This window comes from Streptomyces wuyuanensis (assembly GCF_900103455.1).
Classification (GTDB): Bacteria; Actinomycetota; Actinomycetes; order Streptomycetales; family Streptomycetaceae; genus Streptomyces; species Streptomyces wuyuanensis.
Window position 1 is genome coordinate 22,936 of the sequence record NZ_FNHI01000013.1, and the last position, 19,640, is coordinate 42,575.

The 19,640-nt window shown below is 71.0% G+C and carries 24 protein-coding genes; 22 read left to right on the forward strand and 2 right to left on the reverse strand.

All coding sequences use genetic code 11. From position 1 onward, the window contains the following. Positions 1-2: 2 nt before the first annotated feature. From BLT82_RS19680 to BLT82_RS19785, 21 genes are all read left to right on the forward strand, one after another. A complete protein-coding gene (locus BLT82_RS19680) occupies positions 3-1,148 on the forward strand; it encodes a phage minor capsid protein (RefSeq protein WP_093656611.1) in 1,146 nt (381 codons plus the stop codon). Between the two features lie 12 nt (positions 1,149-1,160). After that, the gene (locus tag BLT82_RS19685) at positions 1,161-2,228 is read left to right on the forward strand and encodes a hypothetical protein (protein WP_093656613.1); all 1,068 of its coding nucleotides are present in this window, start codon (positions 1,161-1,163) and stop codon (positions 2,226-2,228) included. 13 nt (positions 2,229-2,241) lie between these two features. Next, positions 2,242-2,400 carry an Rmf/CrpP fold protein gene (locus tag BLT82_RS37205; protein WP_167746044.1) on the forward strand — a complete coding sequence of 53 codons (159 nt, stop codon included), beginning with the start codon at positions 2,242-2,244 and terminating at the stop codon, positions 2,398-2,400. Between the two features lie 97 nt (positions 2,401-2,497). Continuing rightward, entirely contained in the window at positions 2,498-3,283 is a 786-nt protein-coding gene (locus tag BLT82_RS19690; RefSeq protein WP_093656615.1) for a hypothetical protein, read from the forward strand. A gap of 15 nt (positions 3,284-3,298) precedes the next feature. Beyond that, positions 3,299-4,303 (forward strand): major capsid protein, encoded by a 1,005-nt coding sequence (locus BLT82_RS19695; RefSeq protein WP_093656617.1) that lies wholly within the window; start codon positions 3,299-3,301, stop codon positions 4,301-4,303. Between the two features lie 14 nt (positions 4,304-4,317). Next, positions 4,318-4,842, forward strand: a complete 525-nt coding sequence (locus BLT82_RS19700) for a hypothetical protein (protein WP_093656619.1) — start codon at positions 4,318-4,320, stop codon at positions 4,840-4,842. After that, positions 4,842-5,348: a hypothetical protein gene (locus BLT82_RS19705; RefSeq protein WP_093656621.1), complete on the forward strand. Its 507-nt coding sequence runs from the start codon at positions 4,842-4,844 to the stop codon at positions 5,346-5,348. The genes BLT82_RS19700 and BLT82_RS19705 overlap by 1 nt, the downstream gene beginning before the upstream one ends. 12 nt (positions 5,349-5,360) lie before the next feature. Next, a complete protein-coding gene (locus BLT82_RS19710) occupies positions 5,361-5,762 on the forward strand; it encodes a hypothetical protein (protein ID WP_093656623.1) in 402 nt (133 codons plus the stop codon). Beyond that, positions 5,759-6,070 (forward strand): hypothetical protein, encoded by a 312-nt coding sequence (locus tag BLT82_RS19715; protein ID WP_244292048.1) that lies wholly within the window; start codon positions 5,759-5,761, stop codon positions 6,068-6,070. The genes BLT82_RS19710 and BLT82_RS19715 overlap by 4 nt, the downstream gene beginning before the upstream one ends. After that, positions 6,067-6,417 carry a minor capsid protein gene (locus tag BLT82_RS19720; RefSeq protein WP_244292049.1) on the forward strand — a complete coding sequence of 117 codons (351 nt, stop codon included), beginning with the start codon at positions 6,067-6,069 and terminating at the stop codon, positions 6,415-6,417. Before BLT82_RS19715 ends, BLT82_RS19720 begins: the two co-directional genes overlap by 4 nt. Before the next feature lie 16 nt (positions 6,418-6,433). After that, entirely contained in the window at positions 6,434-6,862 is a 429-nt protein-coding gene (locus tag BLT82_RS19725) for a minor capsid protein (protein ID WP_093656947.1), read from the forward strand. Between the two features lie 12 nt (positions 6,863-6,874). Then, positions 6,875-7,345: a phage tail tube protein gene (locus BLT82_RS19730; RefSeq protein WP_093656625.1), complete on the forward strand. Its 471-nt coding sequence runs from the start codon at positions 6,875-6,877 to the stop codon at positions 7,343-7,345. Next, positions 7,345-7,845, forward strand: a complete 501-nt coding sequence (locus BLT82_RS19735; RefSeq protein ID WP_093656627.1) for a DUF7426 family protein — start codon at positions 7,345-7,347, stop codon at positions 7,843-7,845. The genes BLT82_RS19730 and BLT82_RS19735 overlap by 1 nt, the downstream gene beginning before the upstream one ends. A gap of 212 nt (positions 7,846-8,057) precedes the next feature. Continuing rightward, positions 8,058-10,328, forward strand: a complete 2,271-nt coding sequence (locus BLT82_RS19745; protein ID WP_093656629.1) for a phage tail protein — start codon at positions 8,058-8,060, stop codon at positions 10,326-10,328. Positions 10,329-10,332: 4 nt separating this feature from the next. Then, a complete protein-coding gene (locus BLT82_RS19750; RefSeq protein WP_143041509.1) occupies positions 10,333-13,713 on the forward strand; it encodes a hypothetical protein in 3,381 nt (1,126 codons plus the stop codon). A gap of 12 nt (positions 13,714-13,725) precedes the next feature. Next, a complete protein-coding gene (locus BLT82_RS19755; protein WP_093656633.1) occupies positions 13,726-14,175 on the forward strand; it encodes a hypothetical protein in 450 nt (149 codons plus the stop codon). A gap of 61 nt (positions 14,176-14,236) precedes the next feature. Then, a complete protein-coding gene (locus BLT82_RS19760; RefSeq protein ID WP_093656635.1) occupies positions 14,237-14,542 on the forward strand; it encodes a hypothetical protein in 306 nt (101 codons plus the stop codon). Next, positions 14,542-15,483, forward strand: a complete 942-nt coding sequence (locus BLT82_RS19765) for an N-acetylmuramoyl-L-alanine amidase (protein WP_093656637.1) — start codon at positions 14,542-14,544, stop codon at positions 15,481-15,483. The genes BLT82_RS19760 and BLT82_RS19765 overlap by 1 nt, the downstream gene beginning before the upstream one ends. Positions 15,484-15,494: 11 nt before the next feature. Further along, entirely contained in the window at positions 15,495-15,740 is a 246-nt protein-coding gene (locus tag BLT82_RS19770) for a holin (RefSeq protein ID WP_093656639.1), read from the forward strand. Between the two features lie 20 nt (positions 15,741-15,760). Next, positions 15,761-16,108, forward strand: a complete 348-nt coding sequence (locus BLT82_RS19775) for a hypothetical protein (protein ID WP_093656641.1) — start codon at positions 15,761-15,763, stop codon at positions 16,106-16,108. A 783-nt stretch (positions 16,109-16,891) separates the two neighbouring features. Beyond that, entirely contained in the window at positions 16,892-17,119 is a 228-nt protein-coding gene (locus BLT82_RS19785; protein WP_093656643.1) for a hypothetical protein, read from the forward strand. Here BLT82_RS19785 and BLT82_RS19790 read toward each other — a convergent pair. Continuing rightward, complete coding sequence (locus BLT82_RS19790; RefSeq protein WP_093656645.1) at positions 17,116-18,156, reverse strand: helix-turn-helix domain-containing protein; 1,041 nt, start codon at positions 18,154-18,156, stop codon at positions 17,116-17,118. The genes BLT82_RS19785 and BLT82_RS19790 overlap by 4 nt on opposite strands. Before the next feature lie 318 nt (positions 18,157-18,474). On the opposite strand from BLT82_RS19790, the gene BLT82_RS38570 reads away from it, so the two are divergent. Further along, a complete protein-coding gene (locus tag BLT82_RS38570; RefSeq protein WP_280142492.1) occupies positions 18,475-18,609 on the forward strand; it encodes a hypothetical protein in 135 nt (44 codons plus the stop codon). A gap of 372 nt (positions 18,610-18,981) precedes the next feature. Here the strand turns inward: BLT82_RS38570 and BLT82_RS19805 are convergent, their stop codons facing one another. Beyond that, positions 18,982-19,212, reverse strand: coding sequence for a helix-turn-helix domain-containing protein (locus BLT82_RS19805; protein ID WP_093656651.1), 231 nt, complete (start codon positions 19,210-19,212; stop codon positions 18,982-18,984). Positions 19,213-19,640: the final 428 nt, after the last annotated feature.

Sequence of the window (19,640 nt, forward strand, 5' to 3'; positions counted from 1 at the left end):
CGATGCCCGTGTCCCCCGCGATGGCGGAAGACCTCGCGACCGAAGTGCGGCGCCTCTACGAGGACACGGAGCGGGCGCTCCTCGAACGCCTCGCCGCGGCGCTGGAGGCCGATATCGAGTCGCCGCGGTGGGCGGAGCTCAAGCTCGCCGCGGTCGGCAACCTCCGGGAAGCCATCGAGACCATCGCGGAAGCGCTCCAGCGGGACTCGGACGGCAAGGTCCGCGAGGCCCTGATCACCGCCTACAACCGCGGTCGGCAAGCAGCCGTCGCAGAGCTCGGGGCCCTCGACATCGGCCGCGAGCTGGTCGCCCGCGACACCCTGCCGAACGCGCCCGCCGTGGACCGGCTCGCCGCGTCCATGGCGGAGGACACCCGGCCCGTGTTCGTGCGCATCACCCGCGCGGTGGTGGACGCTTACCGGCGCATCGTCGCGAACGCGTCTGGCGGGGTGCTCCTCGGGGCGAACACCCGACGGCAGGCAGCGCAACGAGCCCTTGACCAGTTCGCCACCCGCGGCATTACCGGGTTTGTCGACAAAGCGGGCCGATCGTGGGACATGGCGTCGTACGCGGAGATGGCCGTGCGCAGCGTGACGGCCCGCGCCGCGATCGAGGGCCACATCGACGCCCTCGGAGAGATCGGCGTCGGGCTCGTCATCGTCTCGGACGCCCCGCTCGAGTGCCCCCTGTGCCGACCATGGGAGGGCGAAACACTCACCCTGTCCGGACAGTCCGGACCGCACACGATCCAGGCCGAGCACGCCACCGAGAACGTCGGCCGACTGCTACGGCGCCGACCACGGATCATCCCCGTGCACGTCGCCGGCAGCCTCACGGAGGCCAGGGCGGCGGGCCTGTTTCACCCCAACTGCCGGCACTCGTTGGGCGCCTACCTGCCCGGGGTGACGACCAGGCCGCCGCACCACCCCACGCCGGGGACGAGCTACGAGGACACGCAGCGGCAACGCGAGATCGAGCGGCATATCAGGCGGTGGAAGCGCCGCGCCGCGGCGACCGTGGACGACAAGGCCCGGCAGGCGGCGAACGCGAAGGTCCGAGCCTGGCAAGCGGAGATGCGGCGGCACATCGACGCGCACGAACACCTGCGCCGCAAGCCCGCACGGGAGCAAATCGACGCCGCACGCTGAGGGGAGACAGCCATGGGACGGGCGTTCGTTGCCAAACTGGCCCGGCAGGGCGCGCGGGATCCGCAGGCCCTCGCCGCATGGATCGGGCGCCGCAAGCTGGGGAAGGCAGCGTTCCAGCGGATCGCTAAGCAGGGCCGGGACGACGCCGAGGAGCAGCGGGAACTTATGGGCCGAGTGCGGCCCGGCGGGCGCCTGTCCCGGGACCTGACCGGGTTCTCCGACACCGAACTAGGGCGCGCCCTGTCCGAGCTGAGCGCCGGAGAGGCGCAACGCGTCGCGGGCGAGATGGACCGCCGCGACACCGCCGCCCGCCTGCCCGGGGCCCGACCCGACCTGATCGGCCTGTCCGACGCCGAGCTGGGCCAGCGAGCCGGCACGGCCACAGGGCCGGAGCTCGCCGCGATCGCCGAGGAGGCAGACCGGCGGCAGAAGGTCGGGGAGGTCTTCCCCGGCGGGGACCTCGCCGAGGACCTGACGGGGATGGACGAGAACACCCTCGGATGGTCCCTGGCCTACGCCCGCCCGGACGAGGCGGAGCGGATCGCCGCGGAGATGGACCGCCGGCACCCGCCCGCACCCGTACCGGCCGCCGCGGGCGCGGGCACCGTGGACGGGCAGCTCGCCGACCGGGCCGCGATCGACCGCCTGTTGGGATCCGACCCGGACGGGTGGGCGCACCTCGCCGACGACGCGCCGGACCCGCGCGAGGGCATGTCGTCAACGGAACGATGGATCGCCGACCGGGAACAGGAGCAGGAGTCGGCCCGGGGCGCGTACTCACGCGCGCAGGTGCAGGAGATGTACCGGGAACACGTCTACGTGCAGTTCATGGCCGCCGAGGACGAGCTCCGCGGCGTGCTCCTGTCCCGTGACGCGGACCGCGAGGGCATCGACCCCATGTCACTCTTCACGGGCCCGTCACACGTCGCCTACGCCCGCGCATCGGAAGAGCTCAAGCGGTGGTGGCAGGACAACCCGCGCACTACGCTCGCCGAGTATCAGGAGCAGGTGACCGGGCAGCGCACTGCGGCCGGAGAGACGGCCCGCCAGAGCCGCAATCACCAGCAGAACCGACTCTGACCAGGGGGCCGCTATGGGACCGCGCGAGCAGGTCGTGAAGGCGCTCAACGAGGGAGCCGAGGCTGGACGCCGCGGCGACCGGCCGAACGCCTGCCCGTACCCGTCCGGTGATCTCCGCCGGTCCGCGTGGCTGCGCGGCTACGCGAAGAACAGGCCGCTACCGGGCGAGTAACCACCTCGCCACCCCGGGCCCGCCTTGTGCGGGCCCTTTTGCATGCCCACCACGGCCCGCCTGGAGCGGGCCTTTCTCATGCCCCTGGAGGGCGACCATGCACCGAAACACCCTCGCCCGCGCGCGCCTGGACGGCGCCGGCTGGGCGCACCCGTACACCGACCCTTTCGTCTGCTACGCCGACGGCGGGGACGGAGGCGGCTCCGGATCCGGCAGCGGAGGCGCCGGTGACGGTACCGGCGGTACGGGCTCCGGGCAGGGCGGACAGGGGTCCGGACCGTCCGGATCGCAGTCCGGACAGGGCGGATCCGGGACGGACCCGTGGGCCGGGTACCAGTGGGACGGCAAGGTCGACTCCCTGCCCGAGCCGGTCGCCAAGGTGATCCGGGAGGCCCGCGAGGATGCAGGCAAGGCCCGCACCGTCGCGAAGGCCAACGCCGCCACCGAGGCACGCAACGAGCTCCTCGGCACCATCAGCAAGGCCCTCGGCCTGGAGGGCGACAAGCCCCCGACCGCGGAGCAGCTGACGCAGCAGCTCACCGAGTCGCACGGGAAGCTGACCGCCGCGGAGGAGCGGGCCGCGTCCGCGACCCTCGAACTGCACGTCTACAAGACCGCGAACCGGCTCGGTGCCGACGCGGACGCACTCCTCGACTCCCGCAGTTTCTGCGACCAGATCGACAACATCGACCCCGCGGGGAAGACCCCCGAGGAGTTCAATGCCGCCGTGGAGCAGGCCATCAGGGCCGCCCTCGACGGAAACCCACAGCTCCGTGCCGGCCGGGCGCCGCGGCGGGGCGGGGGCGACTTTGCCGGCGGGCCCGGCACCGAACGCCGCCCCACCTCTCTGAACGACGCCATTGCCGCCCGTCTGGGCGGCTGACCCTAGGAGCAACACATGCCCGTCACTCTCGCGGAGGCGAAGCTCAACGCGACGGACGACGTCGATGTGAACGTGATCGATGAGTTCCAGAAGAGCTCCGACATCCTCAACCGGATGACGTTCGATGACGTCGTCTCGCCGACCGGCGGCGACACCCTGACGTACGGATACCGGCGCCTCATCACGCAGGTGTCCGCCGACTTCCGTGCGATCAACTCCGAGTACACCCCGACCGAGGTCACCACGCAGCGCTACACCGTGGACCTCAAGCCGCTCGGTGGAAGCTTCCAGGTGGACCGTGTCGTGGCCAAGCTCGGCCCGGCCGCGTCCGGTGTGGTCGCGCTGAACATGTCCCAGAAGATCAAGGCCGCGCGCGCCAAGTTCGCCGACGCCGTGATCAATGGAGACACGGCGGTCGACGCCAACGGCTTCGACGGCCTGTCGAAGATCCTCACCGGCACCTCCACGGAGTACCTCCCGCTGGCCAACGGTGTCAGCGCGGGTTACGTCGACTGGACCACCGTCAACGACAAGGCGACCGCCATGGCCGCCATGACGCACATTGACTCGTGGCTCGCGTCCCTGGACGAGACTCCGGATGTCATCTACGGCAACCGGAAGACCCTCGCGCTGTTCAAGCGGCTCGCGATGTGGACCGAGCAGTACGAGAAGAGCGAGGACGCGTTCGGACGGCCGATCACCCGTTACAACGGGATCGACCTCGTGGACCTGAAGACGAAGGCCGGCTCCAACACGGACGTCATCGGTCTCGTTACCCGGGACGCCGACGGTGGCGGCGCGGGCGGCAACATCACCAACCTCGGTGACCTGTACGCGGTCCGCTTCGGCATGGACGGCTTCCACGGCGCCTCCATCGTCGGTGACCTCGTGCAGACGTGGCTTCCCGACTTCGCCCGCGCGGGTGCAGTGAAGACCGGCGAGGTCGAAATGGGGCCCCTGGCCGTCGTGCTCAAGGCCACCAAGGCCGCGGGCGTCTTCCGTAACGTCAAGAGCGCCTGAGAGGGGCACTGACCATGGCACGCATCGAAAGCCCCGACCCGCAGTTCACCGGCACCGGCCCGGGCGGCATCCACTTTCAGGACGGCGTCGCGGAGACCGACAACCCGGCGATCATCGGCTATTGCCAGGGAGCCGGGTACAAGGTCAACGGCGAGGCCCTGACCGACAACCCGCCCGCGGCCCGCGTGACCGCGGTGCCCGATCCGCGGTTCGTGCAGGACGTCGGCGACACCGCTCCCCTCCGGGACGCCGCGGTCGATCCGCGGCCGGGTGACGTCCCGCCGTCGAACGCGGGTATCGCGAACCCCCACGGGCCGCTCGTCGTCGCCCCCGGGATCGGCGCCCCGCCGGTCGTGGAGGCCCCCGACGGGGACGGCGTCGTACCGGCGACCGAGGTCAACCAGGAGCCGCCCGCACGGTCCGCGTCGAAGGCGACGTGGGTGGAGTACGCGGTCGCGCAGGGCCTGCTCCGCGAGGACGCGGAGAAGGCCACCCGCGACCAGCTCGCCGACCGGTACAGCGGGGGCGGTGAGGGCTGATGGCCCTGACCAGTTCGCTGTCCGTCGCCGCGTCCGCGGAGCTCACCAGCGCCGCGGACCTGGCGACGGGCGCGGTACCGCTCACGGTCCGGCACGCGGTGAGCCTGGCGTCCGGTACGGGCGTCGGGAAGGCCGACAAGGTGTTCCATGACCGGCGCACGCTCGCGGCGTCGGCAACGGAGGATCTCGACCTTGCAGGTGTCCTGCTGGACAGCTTCGGGGCTGCGATCACCTTCGCCCGCGTGAAGGGCCTGGTCGTCACGGCCGCCGCGGGGAACGTCAACAACGTCGTCATCGGCGCGGCCGCGGCGAACCCGTGGACGGCGCTCCTCGGCGCGACGGGCACACTCATCGTCCGGCCGGGCGGGTTCGTGTGCGTCGGGGCCGGTGCTGCTGACGTCGGGTACGCCGTCACGGCGGGCTCCGGCGACGTGCTGCGCGTGGCCAACTCCGGCGCCGGATCGTCGGTGACGTACGACATCGTCATCATCGGCGCGAGCGCGTAAGGGGGTGGCCCGGTGCCCAGGGTCTACGCCACAGCAGCGGAGTACGAGACGTTCACCGGGCAGCTCGCCCCGGCGAACGCCGGCCGGCTCCTCGCCCGAGCCTCGCGGCTCGTGGACCGCCGAATGGCGGCGGCGATCTACGACACCGACCCGGCCGGGTTCCCGTCCGACACGGACGTCCGGGACGCGTTCCGGGACGCCGTGTCGGCACAGGTGGAGGTCTGGGCGAGACGGGACGCGGCTGCCGAGGACGGAGAGGACCCGGCGGCCGGCCCGTGGACGTCCATCAGCGCGGGCGGGATCTCCCTCTCGCGGCAGTCGGCGCCGGTGGCCACGGCCGACGACACCGAACTGACCACGGAGGCTGTCGAGATTCTCGACGCTCTCGCCCTGGACGAGGTGGTGTGGTCGTGAGGCTGGGGTTCCTGTGGCAGCACACGGTCACCATGGAGCCGCTCCTCGGCACCGGCCCGACGGGCACCGTGTACGGGCCCCCGGTGGTGGTGCGGGGGCTGCTGCGGCAGTCGACGCGGCTGGTGCGGAACCCGGCCGGCGAGGAGGTCACATCGTCCAGCACGCTGTATGCGCCGCTGGACACGGTGGCGCCGCCCCGGTCCCGGGTGACCCTGCCCGGCGGCCGGACAACCACGGTGATTGCGTCGGTGCCGCAGGACGGCGGGGGCCTCCCCGTCCCGTCGCACCTGGAGGTGCAGCTCCAGTGACCCTCTACACGCGCATGTCGTGGACGGGGCAGCGGCTGTGGACCGACCGGGGCCGGCGCATGGCGTCGCGCGGGCTCCAGCGGGCGTTGGAGCACTGCCTGACGGTGTCGAATCAGCGGGTGCCGCTCGATGAGGGCACCCTCGAACGCTCGGGCCGTGTCGACGTGGACGGCCTCAACGGGTCGATCTCCTACGACACCCCGTATGCGGTCCGTCAGCACGAAGAGCTGACGTGGAAGCACCTCCCGGGCCGTCAGGCGAAGTACCTGGAGAGCGCCGTCAACAGCGAGCGGGCCGTGATGCTCCGCCTCATGCACGTATCGCTGCGGGACTGGCTCCGCGGCTGACCCGGAGGGGGTGACCGTGGCTCACACGCGCGCCCTCCTGGAAGGGCTCGCCGGGCTCCTCGCGGACGCGGGACTCGGGGCGTACCGGCCCGGCGGCGTGTACGCGGCCGACGAGACCGCGCTCGGGTTCGGCGCCATGCCGGACACCCCGGACCGGGTGATCTGGCTCAACCCGTACCCGGTGACCGACACCGACCTGACCGACGCCGTGACGGGCGTCCAGTTCCGCATGCGGGCCGCCGACCCGATGGCCCTGCTCGACCTCGCCGACGCCGTGTTCGCCGAGCTCCACAACCGGCAGGCCCTCACCTTCGGCGCGGTCCGCGTGGCGCTGCTCTGGCGGCAGTCACAGGCCCTACTCGGGCAGGACGCGACCGGCCGCGAGGAACTGACCGCCAACTACTACGCCCGGACCGTCAGGCCGGCGCCGTACCTGAACGACTAGGAGGACCGCGTCATGTCGACGCCGACCGAGACCGCTCTGGCCCGCCGCTGGCGGATGGACGTCAACATGGGCACGTCCGGCTCCCCGGACTGGCAACTGTGCCCGGCGATCACCGAGTTCCAGTGGACCGCCGACCCGAACCACGAGGACGACACCACGTACGACACCGACGGGTGGAAGACGAACGTCAAGACCGCGCAGGAGTGGGAGGTCGAAGCGACGTTCAACCGCAAGGCGTCGCCGGACTCGACCACGTACAGCCCGGTGCACGAGAAGTTGCGCACCGCGTTCCTCGCCTACGGGGAGGACTCCCGTGTCGGGATCCGCTTCTACGACCGCAACGGACTGCCGGAGGCGTACACCGGTGAGGTCCTCGTGGCGTGGGAGCCGCAGGGCGGGGAGTACACCGACCTGGACCAGGTACAGGTGACGCTCACCGGCACGGGCCCGCTCACCCCGATCACGAACCCGGTGACGCCCTGATGGCCGGCGGTTTCAAGGTCCTGGACGAGTTCCTCGGAGACTCCCTCGATCTGCCCGTCCGGTGCACGGACGGCGAGGTTCGCACCTTCCACATTCCGGCCCCCTCCGCCGAGGACGGGCTCCTCGTGCAGTCCGTCATGGAGGCCGGGATCCGCATGGCCGCGGAGGGCGCCACCCCGGACACCGAGGTCCTGGACGACGCCCGGGAGCTGGACCTGTACCGGACCGCTCTGGGCACCGCCTACGACGACGCCATGACGCACCTGGAGTGGCCCCGCTTCCGGCACATGGCGATGACCGCCGTCCTGTGGATCACACAGGGCATGGACACCGCCGAGGCGTTCTGGAACTCGGACGGCGTCCCTTCTCAGGCGGCCCCGAACCGGGAGGAGCGCCGCGCCTCATCCCGTGCGGCGAAATCGACCCGGTCACGGGGCTCGCAGAGTGGTACGAGTACCCAGCCGGCTACAAGCCGCGCCCGAACGGCCGCACAGACCTGACATGGGGGCTGCTCCTCGATGAGTGGGCGCTCATCGAGGCGGACCTCCACGAGGTGTACGGCATCGACCTATCCACGCCGGGCCTGCTCCGTGAGCGGTCGTGGCGGTGGCTGCGTATCCGCATCCTCGGACTCCTCTCCACGGAGTGCCGGATCTCCCGGCACTTCGCTCCCCCTGAACCGAAGCAACCACGGAAGGGGGGTCGACGGTAGATGGCGCTCAACATCGGTGACCTGTTCGCCACGATCCGCGCGGACGACTCCGGGTTCCGCTCCGGGCTCCAGAACGCGCAGTTGCGCCTCGCTGGGTTCACGCGCATGGCTGACGGCACCCTCCGCGACATGCACGGCAACGTGGTGTCCAGGTCGGACGCCATGGCCCGCACGATCGGCGCGCGGTTCGCCGCGGCCGCCCGGACGGCGGGAAGTGCGCTCCTCACCGCGGGGAAGGCCGCGGGCCAGTTCGGCGCCGCGCTCGGGGCGGGTGTCCCGGCCGCGGCGGCGATGCTCACGGCGCTCGGGGGCCTCGCTGCGGGGGCGGTCTCCGCGGGGATCGCGTTCGGTGCGTTCAAGGCCGCCGTGCAGCCGCAGTTGGAGAGCGTCACGGAGGCGTCGCAGGCCGCGGAGAAAGCGGACGAGGCGCACGAGAAAGTGCTGCTCAAGAAGCAGTTGGCGGCGAAGCTCGCGGCGAAGGGCGGCGAGGAGTACGAGCGTGCGCTGAAGGACGTGGAGTCGGCGCAGCGGGCCGCGACGGAGGCCGACGCGGCGGCGAAGGTCGCCATGGAAGGGTTGCCGCCCGCGACGCAGCAGACGGCGAAGGCGTTCGCCGGGCTGAAGGGCGATTACAAGGCGTGGTCTGACTCGCTGTCGTCCACGACGATGCCGGTCCTCACCAAGGGCATCGGGATCCTGCGGGATCTGCTGCCGCAGCTCACCCCGTTCGTGAAGGCCGCAGCCAGCGCGTTCTCCGACATGCTCGACAAGATCGCCGTAGGGGTGAAGAGCGCCGGATTCCGGGAGTGGGCCGCGGACATGGCGGCGGCGGCCGGCCCGGCGCTGCGCAACTTCCTGACCGCGATCGGCAACTTCGGCAAGGGCTTCGGCTCCCTGATGCAAGCCTTCCTGCCGCAGTCGGCGGCCGTCACCGGCGGGCTCGTGTCCATGTCGGCGGCGTTCGCGGACTGGGCCGGCTCGCTGAAGGGCAGCGAGGGTTTCGCTCAGTTCGTGGCGCTCGCGAAGGAGGGCGGGGCCACCCTCGGGCTGCTCGGCTCCGCCGCGGTGGATCTCCTCGTGGCGCTGGCGCCGCTGATCGGCACCACCGCGATGATCGCGAAGGCGCTCGCTCAGGTCATCAACAACACCCCGACTCCGGTGCTGACCGTGCTGGCGACGGTGATTGCGAGCGTCGCTATCGGCATGAAGTTGTACGCCGCGGGCGCCGCGGTGGTCTCGGTGGCCAACCGGGTCATGGCGTCGTCGGCGTGGACGGCGGTGGCCGGGTGGATGCGCATGATGGCCGTGGGCCTCATGGCCTACATCCGGATCGGGGCGGCTGCGGTCGCGTCGGCCGCGACGACGGCGGCGGCGTGGGTCGGGTCGGCTCTGGTGTCGATCGGCACATGGATTGCGGCAGTCCTCCGTGCCAGCGTGACGGCGGTGGCGCAGTTCGCGCTGATGGCCGCCCGGGCGGTCGTGTGGGCCGCGACGATGGCCGCTCAGTGGCTGATCGCGATGGGCCCTATCGGCTGGATCATCGCTGCGGTGGTCGGCCTCACGGCCCTGATCGTCGCCAACTGGGACCGGATCAAGCAGTGGACCGGGCAGGCGTGGGACTGGGTCTGGTCGAAGATCAAGGGCGTCGGGCAGATGATCGTGAACTTCATCGCGAACATCCCCCTGGTGCGGTTCTTCATTCAGCACTGGGACCGCATCAAGGCGGGCGTCATCAGCCGCACCATGGGCCTGCTCGCCTACATCCGCAGCCTGCCCGGGAAGATCGTGTCCGGGCTCGGGAACCTCGGCAGCCTGCTGGTCGACAAGGGGAAAGATGTCATCCGCGGCCTGTGGAACGGCATCAAGTCCATGGGCCGTTGGCTGAAAGACAGTCTGATCGGGTTCGCCAAGTCGATGATCCCGGGACCGATCGCGTCCGCGCTCGGCATCGCGTCACCGTCGAAGCTCATGGCGAAGGAAGTGGGCCGCTGGATCCCCGCGGGCATCGCCATGGGCGCCGAGAAGAACGCGGGCGTCCTGGACCGGACGATGGCCAACCTCGTCACCCCGCCCCACCTCGGGGCAATGGCGGGCGGGGCCGCCGTCGGTGCCGGCATGGCAGGCGGCGGCGGGCGGGCCGGAGGTCATCAGGTCATCGTCATCCGCGGCGACGGCAGCGCGCGGGCGGATTTCATCCTCGGTGAGCTCGCGCACGCGGTCGGCAAGCGTGGCGGGAACGTACAGCTGGCCGTGACCGGCCGAAGGGGGTAGGCGCGTGGCGATCCCTGACAGCCCGCTCGGGACGCGGGTGGAGCTCCAGATCGGCGGCACGTTGGAGAACGTGACCGCGGACGCTCTCACCCGCGACCCAATCACCATCACCCGCGGACGCCGCGACGGCAACAGCCGGTGCGACGTGTCGCAGGCGTCGGCGTCGTTCAAGAACACCGACGGGAAATACTCGCCCCGGAACCCGCGCGGGCCGTGGTTCGGGCAGTTCGGCCGCAACACCGAGATGCGCGTCTCGGTGCAGGGCCCGGAGGCGTACCTCCAACTCACCGGCGAGGCCGCGGACATCGCCACGACCCCGGACCATGCGTCTCTGGACGTGGCCGGGGACCTGGACGTCCGGATCGAGGCCACGGCGGATTGGTACGCCCCGAACAGCTCCCAGACCCTCATCGGGAAATGGTCCAGCACGGACGGGCAGCGGTCGTGGATCCTGCGGTTCTTCAACAGCTCGCTCGTCTTCAACTGGACCACGGCCGGCACGGACGCGAGCGCCGTGTTCATCCAAGGCGCCATCCCCGGGGGACTGCGCCGTGCCGCGTTCCGGGCCACCCTGGACATCGACAACGGAGCCGGGGGGAAGACGGCGACGCTGTATTGGGCGCCGACGATGGCCGGCCCGTGGACGCAGATCTCGCAGGGAACTGCCGCGGGCACCACCCCGATTTTCGCGTCCACGACGGCGCTGGAGATCGGCCCCAGCCAGCCCGCGAACGTCCCGCCCCGCCTGCCGGTGCGCGGGCGTGTGCACCGCGCGGAGGTGCGTTCCGGGATCGGCGGCACCGTCGTCGCGAGCCCCGATTTTCGGGCCCTCGCGGAGGGCGCGACCGCGTTCGCGGACTCCGCGGGCCGCACGTGGACCGTGGCCGGCGCCGCTCAGGTGTCCGACCGCGAGTACCGCATGGTGGGCGAGGTCCCCACGTGGGAGCCGAAGTGGTCCGTGGGCGGTAAGGACGTGTGGACGCCGGTGGAGGCGTCCGGGATTCAGCGCCGACTCGGGCAGGGACAGAAACCGTTGGCGTCCACGCTGCGGCGTCGGATCCCCACCGCGACGGGCCTACTCGCGTACTGGCCGATGGAGGAGGGTCGCGACGCCACGCAGGCGTACAGCGCCGTGGCGGGCGTTCAGCCGCTCTCCGTGTCCGGGTTCGACTTCGCCGCGGACGACTCCCTCACCGGGTCCTCGGCGCTGCCGAAGCTGAAGAACTCGGCCAAGCTCCGCGGCACCATCCCCCGCTCCACGGCGGCCGGGTGGCAGGTGGAGCTCGTCTACCGCCTGCCGACGATGCCCGCAGCACAGACCGAGATCCTGCGCGTCACCGTCGCCGGATCCACGATGCGCACGGCCGTCGTCTACGCCTCAACCGCCGGTGTCCGCATTGAGACACTCGACTCCACTGGCGACGTGATCGCCTTTTTCACGCACACGAACCCTGTCGCGATCGCTGATTTCGCCGGGGTGTGGAACCGGCTCCAGATCTTCACCAGCGATGCCGGCGGCGGGCAGACCAACGTGTGTGCAACGTGGCGGGACGTCACCACCGGCGGCGGCACGTGGACCGCGGCAACGCTCATCACCGGCGCGCAGGGCGCGGCGGTCGGCGTGGCCGGGGACTGGGGCGCGGCCACGACGGACATGGCGATCGGGCACCTTGCCGCTATCGCCCTGGCCGGCAGCGGCACCACGCCAGGCAGCGGGATCTACCAGCACGCAGACGACGGGTTCAGCGGGGAGACCGCCCTCGACCGGCTTTATCGGCTGTCCGATGAGGAGTCGGGCACGATCGACCTGACGTGGGTCGACGGCGACCCGTCACGCCCGAGTGAGGCCATGGGCCCACAACGGCCACTGGAGTTGCTGGATCTGCTGTACCAGGCCGCGGAGACCGACGGCGGGATCCTGTACGAGACGCGGGACCGGATCGGCATGGCCTACCGGGACCGCACCAGTCTCTACAACCAGGATCCGGCGCTCACCCTGGACTATGCGGCGGGGGAGGTCGCGCCGCCGCTGGAGCCGGTAGAGGACGACCAGGACCTCCGCAACGACATCACCCGCACCCGCGAAGGAGGGAGCTCGGCGCGCGTGGTCCTCGCGGACGGGCCGCTGTCCGTGCAGCCGCCGCCGGCCGGTGTCGGCGTCTACGACGACGCGCAGACCCGTTCGCTGGCGCTGGACGCACAAGCGCTCCAGATCGCCGGGTGGGACCTCCATCTGGGCACGTGGGACGAGGCCCGCTATCGGGCCGTCACGGTGTTCCTGCACAAGGCCCCGCACCTGATCCCGGCGGTGCTGGCGCTCGACATCGGCGACAAACTCGTGATCACCAACCCGCCGCCGTGGCTGCCGCCCGGGCCTATCGAGTTGATCGTCCAGGGCACCACGGAGACGCTCGGGCTCAGGACGTGGACCATCACGTTCCTGTGCACCCCGGCCGGCCCGTGGACCGTCGGCGTCCTCGAGGACCCGGTGTTGGGCCGGCTGGACACGGACGGGTCGGTCCTCGCGGCGTCGGTGTCGGAGTCCGGTACGGCGCTGGAGGTGTATGCGGATCCGTTCCTCGGGCCGCGGTGGGTCGATTCGGTGGGCTATCCGGGCGAGTTCCCGTTTGACGTGACGTTCGGCGGCGAGCGGGCCACCGTAACGGCCATCGCCAACCGCGCCGACAGCTTCGGCCGGACGGTGGCAAACAGCTGGGGCACGTCGTCCTCCGGGCACGCGTGGACGGAGACGGGCACAGTCGCCTCCGACCGGTCCGTGAACGGATCCCGGGGCGTCATCACCCTCGCCGCGAACGTCAGCAACTTCCGCTTTCAGCGCATCATCACCACGCCGGTCGGGGACGCCGAGATCCGCGTCCGGGTGTCCACGTCTGCGGTTGCCACCGGCGAGTCGGCGCTCCCCGCGGTCCTGCTCCGCTACGTCGACAGCAGCAACTTTTACCGCGCGAGGGTCCATTTCGGCGTGTCCGGGACGATGTTCTGCTCGGTTACCCGCGGCTCCACACAGATCGGCGTCAGCCAGTCCCTGCCGTACACGTACACGGCCGGGCAGGAGTACGAGGTCCGTGTCCGGCTGACCGGGCACACCATCCGTATCCGGGTGTGGCCGGTGGGGCAGGCGGAGCCCGCGGTCTGGCACCACACGGAAACGGTGGTGTCGAGCCCCATTGAGGCGGGCGGCGTCGGCCTCATGGGGTCCGCGTTCGCGGGGCTGACGACCGTGAACATGGAGCTCAGGTTCGATCAGTTCGAGATCGTCACGCCGCAGCTGTTCACCGTGGCCCGGGCCGTCAACGGCATCACGAAGGCCCACGCGGCGGGGACGGACTTGTCCCTCGCCACCCCGATGCGCATGGCGCTATGAGAGGAGGGCCGTATGGCGCTCGCCGGGCAGACCCTTACCGCGGGCATGGTGGACCGCATCCAACCCCGTCTTTACGAGGGGGCGGCGACGTCGCCGCTGGCCGTGTCGACGGCCGTCTACGCGGACATCGTCGGTGCCACCGTCACGTTCGAGACGACCACCGCAGGCGCGCGCTTCAAGGCGGAGGCGATCTTCGACGCGAGCGTGACGACGGTGTCCGGCACGAACCTCATGGTGGGCCGGCTGGTCGTGGACGGCACCCCGGACTCCGGTGGTCTGGCGGTGCACGCCATGGACACGCAGGACCGGGACACGATCGCGCAGCACTGGACCGGCACCCTGCCCGCGGCGGGCACCCACACGCTGAAGTTGCAAGGCGGGTGCACGGCGTCCGGTTCGGGGGCGGGCTCGTTCCTTCAGTCCGACACGAAGATCATCGTCACGGTCATGGAAATCGTCTGACCGTATCCACTACTCGCCCCGTGCCGACCCGGCCGGGGCCTTTCTCATGTCTGGAGGCACTGTGAAGCCATCCATCGGCCGCATCGTCCACTACTCCCTGAGCCAGCAGGACGCCGAGGCCATCAACCGCCGACGCCGCGACTTCCACGAGGGTGGCGGCGCTTCCGAACAACGCGGCTTCATCGGCCACGTGGGCAACCACGCCGAGGAGGGGGACATCTACCCCGCCGTGGTCGTCCGAGTCTGGGAAGAGTCCACCATCACCGTGAACCTTCAGGTGTTCCTCGACGGCAACGACGCCTTCTGGGCCACCTCGCGAGCCGAGGGCACCGAGGCTGGCACCTGGGCTTGGCCGGAGCGTGTGTGATGGCCAACCCGATGCCGGCGGTGACGCTGGCACAGATCCTGCGCGACGAGGGCCTGACCGTGGTGGAGGTCGGCAACTGGCGCACCCACAACCGCAACTCGAAGGGTCCGTGGGGGCCGGTGCACGGGGTGATGATCCACCACACCGTGACGTCCGGCACGCAACGGACCGTGGACATCTGCCGTACCGGCTACAGCGGTCTGCCCGGGCCGCTGTGTCACGGCGTCATCGCGAAGGACGGCACGGTCTACCTCGTGGGCTACGGCCGCGCGAACCATGCCGGGTCGGGTGATGACGACGTCCTGCGCGCCGTGCAGGAAGAGACCCCGGCCCGGCCCCGCGACGACGAGGCGAACACCGACGGCAACCCGCACTTCTACGGCTTCGAGTGCGAGAACCTCGGCGACGGCAAGGACCCGTGGCCGGCGGTGCAGATGGAGGCCATCGAGCGCGCGGCCGCCGCGATCTGCCGGTGGCACCGGTGGGGCCCCCGGAGCGTGATCGGGCACCTGGAGTGGCAGCCGGGCAAGGTGGACCCGCGCGGCTTCACGATGGATTCGATGCGGGACCGGATCGCGGACCGGCTCGCGGACGACCCGGAGCCCGAGCCGCCGAAGACGCCGACGAAGCCCGCCGCACCGAAGCCTCCGGCGAAGCCGGTGGTGGACCTGTCCAAGCTGGTCGCCGCGGCGAAGGCCGACCCGCCGCGGCGCGGCACGCCGATCAGCTACTACGGCACGAAGACCGTAGAGCAGGCCCTCGTGCGTGAGGGGCTCCTCGCACCGTCGCTCGCCGACGGCCACTTCGGCACCGCCACCCGCACCGCGTACGCCTCGTGGCAGCGCCGGTGCGGCTACTCCGGCAAGGACGCCGACGGCGTCCCCGGAGCCACATCCCTGAAGAAGCTGGGCAGTCGCCGCGGCTTCACCGTCACCGCCTGATCGGAGATCACATGTTCACGCGCGCATTCTGGAAGGCCACCGGGGAGCGGATGATCCGCACCTTCGCTCAGGGCACCCTCGGTGTCGTCAGCGCCGACGGGCTCGGCATCGTGGACGTCGACTGGGGCCAGGCAACCTCGGTCGGCGGGCTCGCCGCCGCCCTCGCCCTGCTGACCGCCGTGGCCACGTCCGGCGCCGGTACCCCCGGCCCGGGCATCACGGAGACCGCCAACGGGTCGCCGCTGACGCGCGTCTGATCTGAACGGAGCCGCGCAGCATGGGAGACGAGCCGACCCTCGGTGAGGTGGTCCGCCGCCTGGAGCACGTACACCAGGACCTGAAGGAGGACTTCCGGGAGCTGGGGGTTCGGCTCGACAGCAAGGTCTCGATGGAGCGCTACCAGCTGGAGCAGCAGGCCCGCGACGCGGCCGCCGCTCATCGAGACGATCGCATCAAGGCGATCGAGGACGCCCGAGAGTCGGAGGAACGACAGAAGCGGGAGGAGGAGCAGAAGCTCGCCGATCGTCGCGCCTCTGACCGTCGTCTCCTGTTCACCGCCCTCGTCGCGCCCGTGCTGCTGCTGCTCCTCACCGTCTATATGAACGCCCGGGGGGCGGGATCGTGAGGCACAAGAGCACCGCACCATCGCACCGCCGTACGGATCTGGCATTCGCCGTCGCTGCTGCGCTGGCGCTGGCTGCCTTCGCATGGGTGGTCATCACCATGCAAGGTCTGTCGCACGACCTTCGCGAAGCGAACACCGCGCGGGATCTCCTCGCCGCTCAAGTGGAGCAGCTCGGGGCGAAGCCCGTCGCCGGGCCGCCTGGGAGCCGAGGTGAGCCCGGCCGCAGCATCGAGGGCCCGCCCGGTCCAGAGGGCCCGCAGGGCGACCCGGGGCCCACCGGCCCACCTGGCTCTCCCGGCGCCGTGGGGAAGACCGGCCCGTCCGGTCCGATCGGCGCTACGGGCCCTGTGGGCGTCGGGCAGACGGGCCCGGCGGGCGAGAACGGAACGGACGGGGCCGACGGACCGGCGGGCCCCGTAGGGCCGCAGGGCGAGCAGGGCCCGCCCGGGCCGCAGGGCCCTCCGGGTGAGCCCGGCGAGGACGGAGCCGACGGGGCGGACTGTCCGGCTGGCTACTCGTGGCAGGCGCCCGCGTACGACCCTGACGCACTGGTGTGCCGCCGTGACGGCGCCCCGCAGCCCGAGCCTTCCGAGCGGCGCGGGCTACTCTCCCTCGGTCTGGACCCGTCCCGACGCCAGTACCTGTGAACACTGCCCCCTGTTCGGCCTTCGGGCCGGGCAGGGGGCGCTTTCGTCATGCCCGGACGCCCGGTACTCTGCGGGCATGCCCCGGGCCCGAACCCCGGGGCATCCACATGTCCGAGGCGAGGTCTACGATCCGCCCATGCGGACCTTTGAGATCACGTACCGGATCCTGCCCGCCGGGGTCGGGCCCGACGACTACGAGCCCGCGGACCTGGAGCAGCGCACCGGCCGGTTCGAGTTCCCCGACGCCGTCCCGGGCGAGGAGGGGTACGGGCCGTCGCACCCGGAGATGGAGGCCGCGATCATCAGGCAGGCGGAGCTCCCTGAAGGTGCCGAACCGGTCGTCGGCGCCGTGCGGCTGGTCTAGATCCGCCGCTCCGCGTCGTCCAACCGCTGCTGAAAATGGGCCCGGTCCCGCGGGTACCCCTCCAGCTCGGGGAGGGCGGCGCGGATCCCCTCAGCAGCTGCTCGCCAGTCCCGGCACGCGTACGCCACACTCGCGGCCTGGAGCTGCGCACGCGTCGGGGTAAGCCAGTACAGCCAGCCCGGCCGGTCGGCCTCATCCGGCACCCGCGACGCGTCGATGAACGCCACATCGGACAGGCGCCGCGCCCGGTCCCGTTCGCCCACGGCGGCGGCCGCGATGGCGGCCTCATGCGCGGCCACCGCCACGGCTGCCGGGGACGCCCCGGTTACGTGCCGGGCGGCCTCGGCCGTGCGGAGCGCCCGCACCGGGTCCCCGCTTTGCCGGGAGTAGAACGCGCGCACGCGCTGCACCCATGACGCCATGTCGGTGTGATTGCCGTCGACTGCCCACCCGTGGGCGACGTCGAGCCAGCCGAGGGCAGCTCCGCGGTGCTGGTTTTGCCATGCGACCCACGACAGCCAGTGCGCGTGCTCCGCTGCGAGGAGCATGAGCCGGTCGGCGGCCTCGCCGGACGTTCCGGGGATGAGTCGGGTTACGGCGTCCAGCTGGGAGCGGACGACGGGCCACAGGTCCGCCCCGCCTACCTCGTCTTCGGCACGCCGCTGCGTCGCGAGGACCTCCCCGATCCAGTCGGCTGTGCGGAGGTCGGTGCGCCCTGTGCGGTGCCCGTGGGCGATCCGCTCGCGCAGCTCTGGCGACGGTTCCCACCGCCCGTAGCTGTCGCTCTGCCCGGCGTCGATGAGTTCTTGCGGCACGTTCAGCCCTTCAGTGATCCGGGCCCGTACCGCTGCGGTCTTCACCTTGCGGCGGCCGGACTCGATAGCCGAAATGTAGGGCTGTGCCATGCCTACGAGCGGTTCGAGCGCCTGCTGAGTGAGACCAGTGGCGCGACGGTATTCGCGGAGGACAGCAGCCCAGTCACCGCGCGCCCATGCGGCACGCAGCCTGACGTCCGTCCACGGTGCCCGACCACCCATGCGCGAAATATACGTCCACCCGCGCAAAGGTTGTATGAGATCGACTGCACATCACTCCGACGATGAGGACTCGTCCACCGAGTTCGGGTCGGAGGCACACGTGACGAGCGAACCCCACGCGCCAACCAGACTGGCGCTCCCCCCTATCGGCACACTCAGCGCGAGGCAGCAGCGCGGCATGGACTGCGTCCACTGCGCGGTCGTGCTGACGCCGGCCACGGCGGTCGATGTGGAGGGCGAGCACTATTTCCGCCGTGCCGGCATGCGGACCCGCTGGTACCCGCGCCGCTGCCGGACCTGCCCGAAGGGGGGCCGGTCGTGATCTGCGCGAAGTGCCAGCAGGGCATCCGCCGCGGCGAGCCGTACGAGACCCGCGACATCCACGCCGCATCGGCATCCGGGACGGTCGTGCACTTCCACGTCGTCTGCCCGGACCGGCCACGCGGCCACTGATACCCCCGCCTGCCGCCACCGACGGCGGATCGGCGGCGGGCGGGCCTGACTGGAATCGAGGTACACGTGACGATCACGCTGTTGCAAGCGCCGACCGGGGCGACGTGCCAGGCATGCTGGCGGCGGTCCGCGTCGACTCGGACGGGGTCGCTGGAGCGATGCGGGACGTGCGCCGACGCGAACGCCCCGGCCCGCGCCGACTTGTTCCCTCCGTTCGGGGTCTACGGGCTGACGGAGCGCGCGGTTCGCCGCGGCGAGTTGCAGGCCAGGCACCGCGGCCCGGGTGGTCCGCAGACGCCGCCGAACCCGGGGCCGCCGTTGCCGCCGGGTGGTCCGGCTCCGTCTCCTCCGGGGACGCCGCCGGTGTAGGGCTCACCGCACAAGGTCGCTGAGGGGCACGTCGACGTGGTGGGCGATGCGGAGCAGCAGGCTGAGGCTCGGGTCGCTCATGCCGTACTCGACGCGGTGGATCGTCTTGTGGTCGACACCACAGAGCTCACCGAGACGAATCTGGCTGAATTGGGCGTTTTCACGTGCGATACGGATGTGAGCGCCGATGGCCCGGCGCCGGGCGTGGACCCAGTCGGGCTGGTCGGACGGCATCCGACCAACTTCTGATGATCACGAACTTGAGTCTTTACCCGCCCAGGTAAATTTAGCGATCTTGCGAGTGGGTATGACCACCGACTGCCGTACTGGACAGTAAGTCAGCAGCGGCACCCCAGCGGCCGGGCAGGCGTCCACGCGTCCGCCGCCGGCCGTCAGACGCCAGACTGGCAAGAGTCGGCCAAGGCGTCCCGCCCCGCGTGCTTCGGCGCGTGGGGCGGTCTACGTTGACACGCAGAAGGCCCCCACCGATAACTCCGGCGGGGGCCTTCCTCCTGTGACTCCATCCTCCCCGATGGTGGCCACGGGACATGAGAGGCACGCGTCAGGCGTGCGCGGGGAGACACACCTGCCCCTCTCACGAGCGCCACTTTACGGCTCACACGGCAATAGTCCATCCCTCAATCGAGTGAGCGCCTGTGACC